Source organism: Bacillus sp. 105MF (assembly GCF_000374885.1).
GTDB lineage: Bacteria > Bacillota > Bacilli > Bacillales > Bacillaceae_G > Bacillus_A > Bacillus_A pseudomycoides.
The window spans coordinates 461,748-475,157 of sequence record NZ_KB895565.1 but is presented as its reverse complement, the minus strand read 5'-3'; the positions used below and the strand labels follow the sequence as shown (position 1 = coordinate 475,157).

The window sequence follows — 13,410 nt, the reverse complement described above, 5'->3', positions numbered from 1 at the left end:
CTTCCATCAGTGGGGTTTTTCTTCATCCCCCACTGATGGCTAGTTGAACCAATCGGGCTTTTACGAGCAGTTATCCCCCACCTATCTTCCTCATTTCTCTCTGAATCTTGAGGTAGGGGTCTTACTGTCCGTTAATGCTGGATAAAATGAAACTTTAATCAGTCCTCACAAATCGGGATAAAGCGATTACTTATAGAAATACTAACTTAGATTTAGCCCTTATCCTCTTCGAAAACAAAAAAGAAAATTCAGACACGTGTTATAGTAATGAAAAAACTATTAATTCTAACATCACAATCATTAAAGTTCCTAATCCAACAAATGCAATTTTTTTCTGAATCTCGGTTTCTTTACTGCTATTAGATATACTGAGAGAACTTACTTATATACAAATAAAGAGGCTACCCAATCCTTTCGATTTGGTTCAGCCTCTTTATTTATTACATCACCTTTTCAAACTGCACTCGTTTATTAATCCAATACATAACAGGCATACCAATTGCCATCACGACAAATTCACCAGCTGCACATGTAAGCCATGTAAATAAAAATGGCAGATCGAATGCAAGATGAAGTTCAATCGCTATCATAAACATTGTAACTGTAAAGATAACTGTATTAAAAATCATGCGCGCCCAAACACCCTTAATAAAACGCATGGAAATAATAGTAGCAAGAAGTGCAAGAATGGATTGCCCCACTCCAAATACTAAATCATACGCAATCATAGGTGAGAAAAAGAGATTTGTTAAAAATACCCCTAAGACAATTCCATAAATTGATTTCTTATTAAATACAACGAGATGATTAAACATCTCCGAAATACGAAATTGTACATTCGTAAAGCCAAACGGCTGAATAAGTGCTGAAACAGCAATATATAATGCTGCTAAAATACCATTACCAACTAATGTTTTTATATTCATGACAAAATCTCCTTAGTTTTTTTACGTGGGATGGTTTCGAACCACGTGATTCGTTTTTAAACAACAATTTTATATTGTACGCAATAGCAAACCATTCGTCAATAGATTCCTACCATCCACTACCCTTTTTCTTATAGACCACGTATAATAAAGAATATGAAAGATTTAGGAGGTTTCACTTCATGACAGCAACAATTCAAAATGAAAAAGTGATCGTTTCCATCTCTGAAAAAGGTGCAGAGTTACAAAGCGTTCGCTTAAAAGAAGACAACACAGAATATATGTGGCAAGGAAATCCTAACTATTGGGGGCGCCATGCACCAATTTTATTCCCAATTGTCGGTAGATTAGTGGACAATATATATTATGTAGATGGTAAACCTTATTCATTAACACAGCACGGCTTCGCTCGCGATCTTACATTTTCAGTAAAAGAGCAAAGTGAAACAAAAATTACTTATGCAGTCACTAGTAATCAAGAAACTTTACAAAAATATCCGTACGAATTTGAGTTACGTGTTTCTTATGAACTAGACGAGCAAAATATACATGTTACTTATGAAGTTATCAACCCTACTTCAAAAGAAATGTTCTTTTCTATCGGAGCACATCCAGGCTTCAATTGTCCTTTAATAGAAGGTGAATCATTTACAGATTACCATTTATCATTTAATGGCCCTGAACATTTAGAAACAAATGTTCTAAAAGGACCATTTCTTTCAAAAGAAAAACAACTAATGGTTGAAAACAAGACAGAATTACCACTTACATACGATTTATTCAAAAATGATGCCCTTATTTTTGAAAATATGAATACAAATGAAATTTCCATTCGCTCTCATAAACATAATAAGTTTGTAAAAGTAGCATTTGAAGGTTTCCCATTCGTTGGTGTGTGGACACTAGGAAATGACGCTCCTTTCTTATGTATCGAACCGTGGTATGGAATTGCTGATGAAGTAGAACCAGCTAAAGATTTCAAAGAGAAAAAAGGCGTACAATCCTTACAAGCAAATGAAACGTTTACATGTCGCTACAGCATTACAATTGGATAAAGTGCATTTTTCATATTCTATCCCCCGCCCCTAGAAGTTTTTAGGCGGGGTGATTACTATCAGCTAACGCTATATAATAATGGAGGTATTCAATTTTGATTGAAGTATATATTGATGGTGCATCAAAGGGAAATCCAGGTCCTTCTGGTGCTGGGGTTTTTATTAAAGGTGTGCAGCCACCTGTGCAATTATCACTGCCACTTGGAATCATGTCCAACCATGAAGCTGAATATCATGCATTACTGGTCGCATTAAAATATTGCATGGAACATAATTATAGCATTGTATCTTTTCGCACAGATTCACAGCTTGTTGAACGTGCTGTAGAAAAAGAATATGCAAAAAACAAAACGTATGCACCACTTTTAGAAGAAGCACTAGCGTACATCAAAAGCTTTGATCTTTTCTTTATAAAGTGGATTCCAAATAGTCAAAACAAAGTTGCCGATGAATTAGCAAGAAAAGCCATTTTACAAAATTAATGGGGGTTTTAGTGTGAAAAAAGGATGGATTGCTCCTCTCGCTTTATTATTTGTCTCCTTTATTTTGGGAGCCACATTTGTTGTCGTTCAAAATGCAATGTCATTTGTTGGGCCATTTACTTTTAATGGTGTTCGCTTTTTATTTGCTGGAATCATTTTATTATTTGTCCAATTTATATTCTCGAAAAAAACTTCAAAACAAGAAGTTCAACATAGTAGCATTGCTGGTTTAATTATCGGATTTTTCTTATTTATCGGTTATTTATTACAAACATTTGGATTACTCTATACCACTTCTTCTAAAGCAGGATTTTTAACTGGACTCAGCATTGTTATGGTTTCGATTCTTTCATTTATCTTTTTAAAACAAAGAGTTACACCTTTTATCATACTTGGCATTACTGCTGCAACAGCAGGCTTATATTTACTAACCGCTGGTGATTCATTTCAATTGAATATTGGTGATATACTTGTTCTCGGCTGTGCAATTGCTTTTGCAGCTCATATTCTCATTAACGGAGTCTTTTCTAAAAAAATATCCCCTTTATTATTAAGCACATCTCAAGTATTATCTGTTGGAATTTTCTCTTCTATCTGCGCTTTTTTATTCGAGGACTGGAAAAAGTTATTTTCAATCTCTTTATGGACGAATTCTGCTTTTTTATTTGCTCTACTTGCAACATCCGTGTTCGCAACATCCATCGCTTTTTTTATTCAAACAGCTGCGCAAAAACACACCTCTCCAACAAGAGTTGCCATTATTTTCGCAATGGAACCTGTCTTTGCTGCATTAACAGGTGTTCTTGTCGCAAACGAACAACTTTCTATTCCCACAGTACTTGGTTGCCTTTGTATTTTCTTAGGCATGATCTTCGTTGAACTTCCTTCAAAAGCAAAAAAAGAAGCGCAGGCTGCGTGATGTTACGCTTGTAACGTCCACATAAAAGCCTTTGCGCTTTTTTTATCAGTAATTTTCTCTTCCTTCAAACGCTCCAATAAAGCGATAAAATAACTACCATCAAATTGTAATTGATGTTTAATTGTTGCCTCAATCGCTGCATTCACAATCCCATCCGACGCACCAGTATACCCTTGACCAAACATAATAAACCCTTGTGCGTCCTCTGATAATTTAAATCCTTTTGTGTGTAAGAATGAAAGATATTCTTGTACCGTTTGCATGCTGTTCCCACCTACCAAAAAATTCTCCACTTCCTATCATACATTTTTTTAGGCTTTATGAGAATGAATTTTCTTTGACAATCTCTCTTAGATTTCTTGATTTCCTAAAAGATAAAAACAACACTAAATACTTCACTAATTTTCACTTTCTCTCCTTGGTTATATTGTAAGGTATTACATGATGTGAAGATCAATAAAGAAAATGAAATAATTCCCTTATATAAAAAGGATTCATGTACAGCATCACGAAATAAATAAAGTGTAACTTTAATCAACGGGAATTTTCTTTATTCCGTACCTGTCTCTCTATCTATATTCTAAACATCGAGACAAACTTATTACCTACAAATCACGAAATAAAAAGGAGAAATATAATGAAACAAGCTCTATTAATTATTGATGCTCAACAAGAACTTATTGATGGAAACGAGCAAGAATCTGCAGTATTTCATAAAGAGCAATTATTAACGAACATAAATATAGCCATTCAAAAAGCAATTCAATCCAATGCTCTTATTATTTTCGTCAGAGATACTGATGTTGCTTCTGGTATGGGGAAAGGATTTCAAGTACATGAGGAACTCAGAATTCCGCATGCAGCACAAATCATAGACAAACAAGCAACCAATTCATTTTATAACACCTCTTTACATGCCATTTTAAAAGAGAAAGAAATTGGTCATCTCGTTATAGGCGGCTGCAAAACAGAGCATTGTATTGATACTGCCGTTAGAACAGCAACTGTACAGGGATTTGATGTCACTTTAATTAAAAATGGGCATTCCACGAATGATTCTACGATTTTATCAGCCAAAAAAATTATTGAACATCATAATAAAACACTACATGGTCATTATAATGTGGATCATTTTTCTGTTGTTAGAGATATCGAAGAAGATCTATTTTCCCCTATTCATAATCAATATCGAGAATAGAAAAATCACATTTATAAATTTAAAAGATTCCTTTTTTAACACTCTATCCGAAAGAATTCTCCTTCTTCAAGCGTGTGTAGGGCGATAGCCCAACGCTAGGTGGGAGATGAATTTCGGTTTGGCATAGCAAAAAGATTTTTGATAAACTAGACACATGAAGTTCTTTGATAACTTGATATATAAGGTTGCAGGAAGAAAACAAAGTGCGAAAACCAAGCCGTTCGGTTCCTGCGTAAAATATCAACCGTAAAAAAGAACGTCCAAGCGTTGGACATCTAGGGGTGGAATAACCCGAAGTAACGCTCAGGGAGACGAAAGTTTGCTTTCGTCGTGGAACTGAGAAGCCCCACTTCAAAATTCGTTAGAATTTAAGTGGCGGGTAGTTCACAAGGAATCTTTTTCATCCAAATATCTGTGCAGCAATTCCATATAATTCACCATTTCTTTTCAAAAATTGAGTGCTGTTTTTCAACATAATTGGTGGTTGATTTACCTTTTGAAATCCAACTGTCTCGAGCACTGTCATAAAAAATTCTTTTCCTTCTGGTACATCAATTCTAAGCTTTCCTTTATAATCTTTTGCCAAATGATGAACAATTGTAGTTGCGATATGATCATTCGGCGCGACAATTGGTCCTATAATTCTATTTTCTGGAGTTTGTACGCTCATTCCATATCCCACAATATAATTTTCTTTGTCTTTTACAACTATACATTGCTCAGATTGTTCAATTCTTCTCTGTATAAAATTACTTCTATTTACCCCGAAAGCGGCTTCATCTAACTTCACAATCCCATTACTATCTCCCTTATCATAATCCATAAAAATATGTTGCTCATTTCTATCGTAATCTTTAGGAGTTACATACTGATTACATATATACTTTGAAACATGACTAACCACTTGAAAACCTAATCTCTCATATAAAGGTCTTCCTTCTTCTGTAGCAATAAGCATAATCGATGTCTTTTCTGAAACACTTCTTATACAAGCCTCTGTAATTTTTCTTCCAATCCCCTTTCCTTTATACTGAGGATGTACAATAACCATACCAATAGATGCTAGTTTCTCTCCATATAGGATGATAGCTGCACTAGCGATTATTTCACCTTGCTTATTTTTCCCACCATATATAATTCCAGAATTAACAATTGTTTTAATTTCTTCTGAGCTATAATCCCATCCAACTGATTCAGATAAATTTATAAGATGCGGTATATCATTTTCCTGAATTCTCTCTATTGCAATCACTATCTATCCTCCTTCTATATTCCATAAATGAATGTCTCAATACAACTCCTTTGAAACTTTAATCAGTGGGGGTTTTCTTCATCCACCACTGATTATTAGCCCTCACCAATCGTTTTTTTACGGGCAGCCCGATCCCCACCTACCTTCCTCGTTTTTCTTTGAATCTTGAGGTGGAGATCTTACTGCCCACGAATAGCAGGATAAATAAGGAAGAACTCTATTATTCTTGCTTATTGATAATTCGTGCTAAATCCATAAAAAAGCTTAATGATTCAGGATTCGCCATGGAACCTTGATTGACTACCTTTTCTGCCGGAAATCCTAATAGAATTTTGCGAATTGGGACTTCTAGTTTTTTCCCACTCAATGTTTTCGGAATTTGCTCTACTACGTAAATTTCGTCAGGGGCAAACCGAGGCGAAACTTTTCGTTTTATTTCAGCTCTTATTGTTTCTTTTAAGTTATCACTCATATTTACTTCAGGTTTTAATACCACAAATAGCGGCATAAATGATCTACGTCCAAGGAGCTCTAAATCCACTACTAAACTCTCTATAATGGCATCCAGGGACTCAACTACACGATAGATTTCGCTCGTCCCTAGACGTACCCCTAGCCGATTGATCGTAGAGTCTGATCGCCCGAAAATGACACAGCTGCCTTTATCATCAAATTTAATCCAATCACCATGTCTCCAAATCCCTGGATACATCTCAAAATAACTTTCAAGATAACGCTTATTATTGTCATCTCCCCATAAATATATAGGCATAGATGGCATTGGAGAAGTTATAACCAACTCTCCAACTTCATTAGTAATCGAATTCCCTTCATCATCAAATGATTGTACGTTTGCACCTAAAGAACGAGTTTGTATTTCACCTGCGTAAACAGGCAATATAGGAGAGCCACCAACAAATGCAGTACATACATCAGTTCCTCCACTGGTCGAAACAAGCCATACATCTGTTTTCACATTTTCATATACCCATAAAAACCCTTCCACAGGTAGAGGTGAACCAGTTGAACAAATAGCCTTTAACTTAGAAAAACTGTTTCTTTCTTTCGGCTTAATCCCAAATTTCATACATGCACTTAGGAAACCGGCACTTGTACCAAAGAAAGTCACACCAACTTCTTCGGCAAGATCCCATAATCTATGTATACTAGGATAAGATGGACTGCCGTCATATAAAACAATTGTACCTCCAGCTAAAAGACCACCCACTAAAAGATTCCACATCATCCACCCTGTCGTTGTAAACCAAAAAAACACATCATCTCGGTTAACACCTTGCTCAACTAATAATGTCTTAAGCTGTTCTAATAATATTCCACCTTGACTTTGTACAATTGGCTTTGGCAACCCTGTCGTTCCAGAAGAAAATAAAATCCAAAGAGGATGATCAAATGGGACCTTTTCGAACACAAGATCACAATCTCCTCGCAATAGGTCATTCCAATACATTGTACGATTATTCAATTCAGAATCATTACTGCCAACATAAGGGATTAAAACTGTCTGCTTTAAGGTAGGTAGGCTCGATTGAATTTCCGAAACATTTGTTATTCTATTCTGAATTTTACTATTATAGGAATACCCGTCGACTGCAAATAAAATTGTCGGTTCAATTTGTTTAAATCGATCAATAACAGTATTTGTCCCGAAATCAGGAGAACAGCTGGACCAAACCGCTCCAATGCTGGCACATGCTAAAAAAGCAATTATAGTTTCAGGAACGTTAGGCATATAAGCCACAACACGATCTCCTGGTTTAACCCCTAATTCCTTTAGAGAATTGGCCACCATCGCTGTCTTTTCCTGAAGTTCTTTCCAGCTTAATTCTGTTCTCGGAGTGGTTTCTGATTGAAAAATTACTGCCGGTTTATTTTTTCTTGCATTTCGAAAAATATGTTCCGCATAATTTAAAGTAGCACCCGGGAACCATTTTGCCCCGGGCATCTTTCTTGATTCTAAAACTTGATGATACGGTGTAGTAGAAATAACTTGGCAATAATTCCAAATACTTTCCCAGAACGCTTCAAGTTCTTCAACAGACCATTTCCATAGTTCCTTTTGATTTCCAAAAGATAGCCCCTTCTCTTGTTTGAGCCATTTCATGAAAAGACTGACACCTGAGCCTTCTATTTGTTGCTGTGATGGCTCCCATAACAGCACACCTTCAGTAATCGCTTTCATTATTATTCCTCCTTAGCTATCATTTTTTTTAAGAAGTAAATAATAACTATATACAGCGTATGCTCTTAAAAAACCTTTTTTCAGAAGGGAGAGTTCGTGATTTAATAAAATGAAACTTTAATCAGAAGGGGACTTCTTCATCCCCCACTGATTATTAGCCTTCACCAATCAGGCATTTGCGCGCAGTTAATCCCCCACCTAACTTCTTTGCTTTCGCTGAATTTTGAGGTGGGGGTCTTACTGCCCGCGAATAGCGGGATAACAAATTACTTTATCAATATTCCATTCAATTCTTTCTGAAATATCATAATTTCTAAATCACTTTTTAACATCTTTTCAATATCGTATTTCATAATACACTCTCTTACCTCTGGTTGAAACATCACAATGGTATCATATTTATCTTGAAACCACTTTTGTTTTCTTAGTAACTTGAATTTTTCGTTAACAATCCTTTGTTTTTTTGATGGAACAGAAAGAATTAATTGTAACGCCACCTTTTCTATTAACTCACTCATTTCATTCCCCTTCTTTCTCCGTTACCCCCCCGCTCTTAAGTATGATCCATATATAAATAAAACCCCTTCGAACCATAAATGAAGGGATTTTACATAATTTTTTTATCTTATTCAGTTACTTGATACACGATATGATACATGCCTTTTTTCGATTTTTTCTTCTATTTCTCTTATATTCTCTTTATCGCTTAATAATAATTGTTTATTCTCTATCAATAATTGTTTAAATGATTTTCGTATTTTTTTTCGCATATTTAATTTCCTCCTTCACTATTACAAATAACTTATCAAAGGATCATTTATATAAAAGATAAGTAATTATCTGTGTAGTCTTATAATAAAAGATTCGTGTGAAATCTATTTGAATTCCAAATGAAAACTAAGTATTTTTTCTGATAACTTTATCGATTAAAAGAAATCACATAAAAAATAACGCCTAATCAAAATATATTTGATCAGACGTTATCTATAGTGGTAAGCAATCTCTCTAGCATTGCTTTTACAGCATATTTATAAATATTTCAGGTCTTCCCCAGTTCATTTGGTCGCAAACAAATCGTACTTTCTCTTCATCAATTGTATGCAGTCCTTCTTCTAGCGAGCATGAAATCGGAACTTCACAATGAATTTGTGCTAATTGTAATGATATGTTTAAATTCTCCAAATCATTTTCAATTTTTGTACGCTGTGCTTTTGTTAATGCCGCTATATTTTCTAATACTGCCGCTACGGTTCCGTGTTCTTGAATTAGTTTATATGCCGTCTTTTCGCCAATTCCTTTTACACCTGGATAATTATCACTCGTGTCTCCCATAAATGCTTTGGCATGAACGATTTGCCAAGGCTCTACGCCTTTTTCTTCCCTAATCTTCTCTGGCGTATAATACTCATAGTTTCCGATACCCTTACGAAGAAGCATTACCCTAACATTTGTATCAACAAGCTGTAATAAATCTGTATCGCCTGTTAAAATGTATACTTCTGCCTCACTAGCGTATTCTTTTGCCAACGTACCAATACAGTCATCAGCCTCATAGCCTTTCAGACCAATTACAGGAATAGATAACTTCGATGTCATCTCTTGCACGAGATCAAATTGCGGAATCAATTCTTCTGGTGGTGCTGCACGATTTGCTTTATAGTTTGAGAAAGATTCTGTTCGGAATGTCGTACTTCCCATATCCCAGCACGTTACAATATGCGTCGGTTCAATCGCTTGCGCCGCTGTTAATAAATGTTTCATATAACCATGAATCCCGTTTGTTGGGGTACCATCTTGTCGTTTCATAAATTGGCCGTAAACACTTGTTGCGTAAAAGGCACGAAATAATAGTGCCATGCCATCAACTAACAATACTTTTTTCATAATTCCTCTCCTACTAACAAAAAATAATAACCTCACGTTATCACGTAAGGTTATATAAATAGATTACCATTCTACGTTTCTGTTCAACTTTATCTATTATACAATGTTTTAATATATTTAGCACCATTAATAGTTTAACATGTTTGACTACAGCATGTATGAAGTAATCCAGAATACGTGTTTTTACCTGTTGAAACGACCACAGCCTTCGCAGTTCCATTTACAACATGTGTGCCTTTAAAACATACATTTTCAAGTTGAAGTGGATTGTAATCTTTCATTCGTTTTAACGGAATAAAACGTTTGCGTTCAAGATGATAACAGTTTTCAAATTTCTCTACATTCGTTTCTTTCCCTGTTAGCACCGATTCATTTACTAACAAATCCTCTGCAAAAATAATACGTACATCAGCTGGAACTGTATCACCTGCTGAAAGAAAAATCATATCCCCGGGAACTAGCTCCTCAACTGGAAGTTTCATTATTTTTGATTCGCTATTCATCTCCGCAGTTGTACATCCTTCTATCCTAGAAACAGTAACCATTACAATCTCACACTGATTTTGATTATGAACACGTTGCTTTGTAAAGCCAGGGAGCATTTCACATAATTTCATCATTACATCAAAAAGAATTGCTCTTTTTGAAGGTAATTCATTTTTCCCGTACACATGCATGCGTTTCTGCGCTTCTTTAATAGAAAGACCATCTCTTGTCGTTTTAAAATAAGCAAATACAGACTTTACATCTCTTGTTGCAATTTCAATTAACAAGTCTTTATTTTGTTTTAACATAGATTGCTCTTTCATCATTCTTTTACTTTGTTTATGAGACATGTTACCCACAAGTTTATTTACATATAACATATTATCGTCTCCTCCTTTACAACATAGGAAGAAACGCTTTGTTTCTCAATTTATCTCACTTTAACAATGGATATCCCTAAACTCAGTTAAAGTGTCTACGCTCAACTCATAATTATTTCAGCACATAACTATAAGCTGCCCGCTATTTTAGTGATAAATTATAGAGGGAGGAACAAGTCGTTTCCTGCCTACATCATATATTTTTGTTTTGCAGTATATGGGTAACGGAACCGAGTCAGAATTTGACATGCTCCTCACCTCCTCTTTCATTTGTTAGTCAGTATTTATACTATGGAAATGGTCATAGTTTGTTAATAAAAAGACCTTTACTCATAAGCGAGTAAAGGTCTTTACATACGTAAATAAGCGATTCCTAATCAACATAGAAATCTGCGAACCTCTCCCTCGCCGAGTTTTAGCACTGTATAGCATAGGTACATTACCAGCTACGTTAAGAAAAACCTTAATTCGATCATTCCTGTTGACCCATTGGCGTCTCTCGACATTTTTGGGCAGTAGCATTTCTCTATACAGGAGCCTCACCTAACAGAGACTTATTTTTTTATTACATAGAAAATGTTACTCCTATTTAAAATAGATGTCAACACCTTCAGTTCAAGGTTTTTCAATACGTTAAACACCCAGCAATCACGATTCCGATGGAAATTGATAAAAACATAAGGAAAAGTCCGACGGCCTGATTATCTTCTTCGATGCTTTGATTGATATTAAAACGCGGTGTGAGCCATTCAGCTAAATAAAACACAATAATCTGTGCTAAAATTCCAATCGCTCCCCATAAAACCATATCCAAAAATGAAATAGAATTAGCTGCGGTCGAATACAAAACAATAGCAAGACCAAGAAGTCTTCCTCCAAGTGCATAACTTGCTGCTTTATTACCTTTCGCCATTAACGAAAATTCCTTGACTTTCGTTGTCACTTCCATAAGAAACAGACCGATACATAAAAGACCGATTGAAATCGCTAAATAAAGTAAGAAATTTATCATTTATAATCCTCCTTTTTAATTCCTACAGGTAAATAATAAGATTCATTCCCCGTAATTTTTTCACCGGCACGTATACCAATACCACTTGGTTTTCCTGCAATTAAAAACGATCCAAACACATACGACAGCTCCTCGTTTCCCCTTTCAGTCTCAAGTGAAACAACTGGAAGCTTTATATATTTTTGAAATACAGGAAGTTCTTTTTTATACGTTTGATATGAATTTTGATTAACAATATTGGTGTCTTTGTCACGAATTGTAACCGTGTCGCCTTCTCTACCGAACGAAGGCTTTTGAACAAAAGAACTTTTCCCTAAAAAAGGATCCTGTTCTAGGTAAGTAGGGAGCATATATTTTTTTATCCATTGTCGTTCCTCATTTGTATAAAAAGCGCCCGCCTCGGCCAATCCCCAAATCAGGCATTGAATCGATTTTGGCTGAAGCAGAAAGGATGAGATAGGATTTATAATAAAGAGCTTTCCTTCCTTTACAAGTTGCAGTAGCTCAATCCCTACAAGATCTCCGGTTTTGGGATCCCTGTCCTCAACCAAGTCTTCAATAGGATATGTCTGACGATACAAAATATCAATTGGCACACCGTCTCTGTCGACCAAAGCATCGTCAGTAATTCTGAGTTCTGGCATTGACATCATTTTGTTTTTAACCTGACATAGGTGACTCAAATACGCAGTCGTATTCCAATCCTCTATATTTTCATGATGGGCTGTGAAGACAACATTTGGACTTTCTATTCCCTTAGCAGCCTCCATCACAGCTTTTGTAATACCAGAAGAGAGAAGACGTTCCTGATTCTTATTCGGATCATGATAATCTAATTCTTTACAAACCACTCCATTCATTTGAAAGCATTCCACGATAAAAGTTGGAGTATCACTATTAAACTCAAGCATTTTGATACCACTATCCTTCAAAACAAAATCAAACCGTGAAATAATAGATTCAGGAAACAGAGATTTCATTCTAATAAAAGGCAAACTTGAAGATGGAAAACCAAATTCAAGAAGCTGAGCGTCAGACAAGGTCCGAAGAAGCCTAGCAGTCTTAAAAAATACTTTCCCCATTCTTTCTGTTGCTAATTGCAAATCTTGGATTGTTTGTTCTGTTATTTCAAAAACATGAAAAAGGCTATACTCACTTCCGTATAAGTCAGACCAAAAGTGAGGGAACCTTGAATAAAATTCACTTCGTTTCTTTATGTAAAGCGACATAGTTTAACCTCCGAATCCACCCTTTGAACCGCTTCCAATTCCCCCTTTAAAATTGGACGAAGCTTGGTAGGACTTAAATTCAGATGAATTTTTGAAGGTGGATTTATTTTGATAGTATGTACTACCGTAATAATAATGCCCATGATAACTTGAACGGTTGTCATCACATCGCCACACACCAAGTTCATCATCCCAATCCCAATCAGCACAACTCTTATCCTTCGGTTTTGGAGGGAGATCTTCTGTACATCCCGATAAAGTGCTAGTCATTAAAGAAGTAAGAACACCTGTTACTAACCATTTGGTTTTTGTCACTTTCCAACGCTCCTTTGTATATTATTTTTTTATTATAATAGAATTCATGATAAAATAGAAGAAAAAGGAAGA

At 35.5% G+C, this 13,410-nt stretch carries 15 protein-coding genes and 2 riboswitches; of the genes, 4 read left to right on the top strand and 11 right to left on the bottom strand.

The window, feature by feature from the left end; all coding sequences use genetic code 11:
• Positions 1-440: 440 nt before the first annotated feature.
• The gene (locus C564_RS0102600; protein WP_003196485.1) at positions 441-926 is read right to left on the bottom strand and encodes a QueT transporter family protein; all 486 of its coding nucleotides are present in this window, start codon (positions 924-926) and stop codon (positions 441-443) included.
• A gap of 6 nt (positions 927-932) precedes the next feature.
• A riboswitch (PreQ1 riboswitch) is annotated at positions 933-977 on the bottom strand.
• A gap of 131 nt (positions 978-1,108) precedes the next feature.
• Here C564_RS0102600 and C564_RS0102595 point away from each other — a divergent pair.
• The 3 genes from C564_RS0102595 (at position 1,109) to C564_RS0102585 (ending at position 3,382) form a co-directional block, all read left to right on the top strand.
• On the top strand, positions 1,109-1,981 hold the full coding sequence (locus C564_RS0102595) for an aldose 1-epimerase family protein (protein ID WP_018764324.1): 873 nt from the start codon (positions 1,109-1,111) through the stop codon (positions 1,979-1,981).
• A gap of 95 nt (positions 1,982-2,076) precedes the next feature.
• Positions 2,077-2,463: a reverse transcriptase-like protein gene (locus C564_RS0102590; protein WP_003196481.1), complete on the top strand. Its 387-nt coding sequence runs from the start codon at positions 2,077-2,079 to the stop codon at positions 2,461-2,463.
• A gap of 13 nt (positions 2,464-2,476) precedes the next feature.
• Complete coding sequence (locus C564_RS0102585; RefSeq protein ID WP_018764323.1) at positions 2,477-3,382, top strand: DMT family transporter; 906 nt, start codon at positions 2,477-2,479, stop codon at positions 3,380-3,382.
• Between the two features lie 2 nt (positions 3,383-3,384).
• Here C564_RS0102585 and C564_RS0102580 read toward each other — a convergent pair whose 3' ends face one another.
• Positions 3,385-3,645: a DUF6123 family protein gene (locus tag C564_RS0102580; protein WP_018764322.1), complete on the bottom strand. Its 261-nt coding sequence runs from the start codon at positions 3,643-3,645 to the stop codon at positions 3,385-3,387.
• A 374-nt stretch (positions 3,646-4,019) separates the two neighbouring features.
• Between C564_RS0102580 and C564_RS0102575 the strand changes: the two genes are divergently transcribed.
• On the top strand, positions 4,020-4,580 hold the full coding sequence (locus tag C564_RS0102575) for a cysteine hydrolase family protein (RefSeq protein ID WP_018764321.1): 561 nt from the start codon (positions 4,020-4,022) through the stop codon (positions 4,578-4,580).
• Between the two features lie 400 nt (positions 4,581-4,980).
• Here the strand turns inward: C564_RS0102575 and C564_RS0102570 are convergent, their stop codons facing one another.
• From C564_RS0102570 to C564_RS0102530, 9 genes are all read right to left on the bottom strand, one after another.
• Complete coding sequence (locus C564_RS0102570; RefSeq protein ID WP_018764320.1) at positions 4,981-5,832, bottom strand: GNAT family N-acetyltransferase; 852 nt, start codon at positions 5,830-5,832, stop codon at positions 4,981-4,983.
• A gap of 220 nt (positions 5,833-6,052) precedes the next feature.
• Positions 6,053-8,032, bottom strand: coding sequence for an acetoacetate--CoA ligase (locus tag C564_RS0102565; protein WP_018764319.1), 1,980 nt, complete (start codon positions 8,030-8,032; stop codon positions 6,053-6,055).
• 266 nt (positions 8,033-8,298) lie between these two features.
• Positions 8,299-8,550 (bottom strand): hypothetical protein, encoded by a 252-nt coding sequence (locus tag C564_RS0102560; protein ID WP_018764318.1) that lies wholly within the window; start codon positions 8,548-8,550, stop codon positions 8,299-8,301.
• 111 nt (positions 8,551-8,661) lie between these two features.
• Positions 8,662-8,802 carry an FbpB family small basic protein gene (locus tag C564_RS34295; protein WP_006094338.1) on the bottom strand — a complete coding sequence of 47 codons (141 nt, stop codon included), beginning with the start codon at positions 8,800-8,802 and terminating at the stop codon, positions 8,662-8,664.
• Positions 8,803-9,049: 247 nt separating this feature from the next.
• Complete coding sequence (locus C564_RS0102550) at positions 9,050-9,916, bottom strand: 5'-3' exonuclease (protein ID WP_018764317.1); 867 nt, start codon at positions 9,914-9,916, stop codon at positions 9,050-9,052.
• A gap of 134 nt (positions 9,917-10,050) precedes the next feature.
• Positions 10,051-10,782, bottom strand: coding sequence for a P-type ATPase (locus C564_RS0102545; protein ID WP_018764316.1), 732 nt, complete (start codon positions 10,780-10,782; stop codon positions 10,051-10,053).
• A gap of 394 nt (positions 10,783-11,176) precedes the next feature.
• A riboswitch (M-box (ykoK) riboswitch) is annotated at positions 11,177-11,340 on the bottom strand.
• Positions 11,341-11,407: 67 nt separating this feature from the next.
• On the bottom strand, positions 11,408-11,794 hold the full coding sequence (locus tag C564_RS0102540; protein ID WP_018764315.1) for a DUF350 domain-containing protein: 387 nt from the start codon (positions 11,792-11,794) through the stop codon (positions 11,408-11,410).
• Entirely contained in the window at positions 11,791-13,023 is a 1,233-nt protein-coding gene (locus C564_RS0102535) for a glutathionylspermidine synthase family protein (protein WP_018764314.1), read from the bottom strand. Before C564_RS0102535 ends, C564_RS0102540 begins: the two co-directional genes overlap by 4 nt.
• A 3-nt stretch (positions 13,024-13,026) precedes the next feature.
• Positions 13,027-13,338, bottom strand: a complete 312-nt coding sequence (locus C564_RS0102530; protein WP_003196444.1) for a hypothetical protein — start codon at positions 13,336-13,338, stop codon at positions 13,027-13,029.
• Positions 13,339-13,410 lie beyond the last annotated feature (72 nt).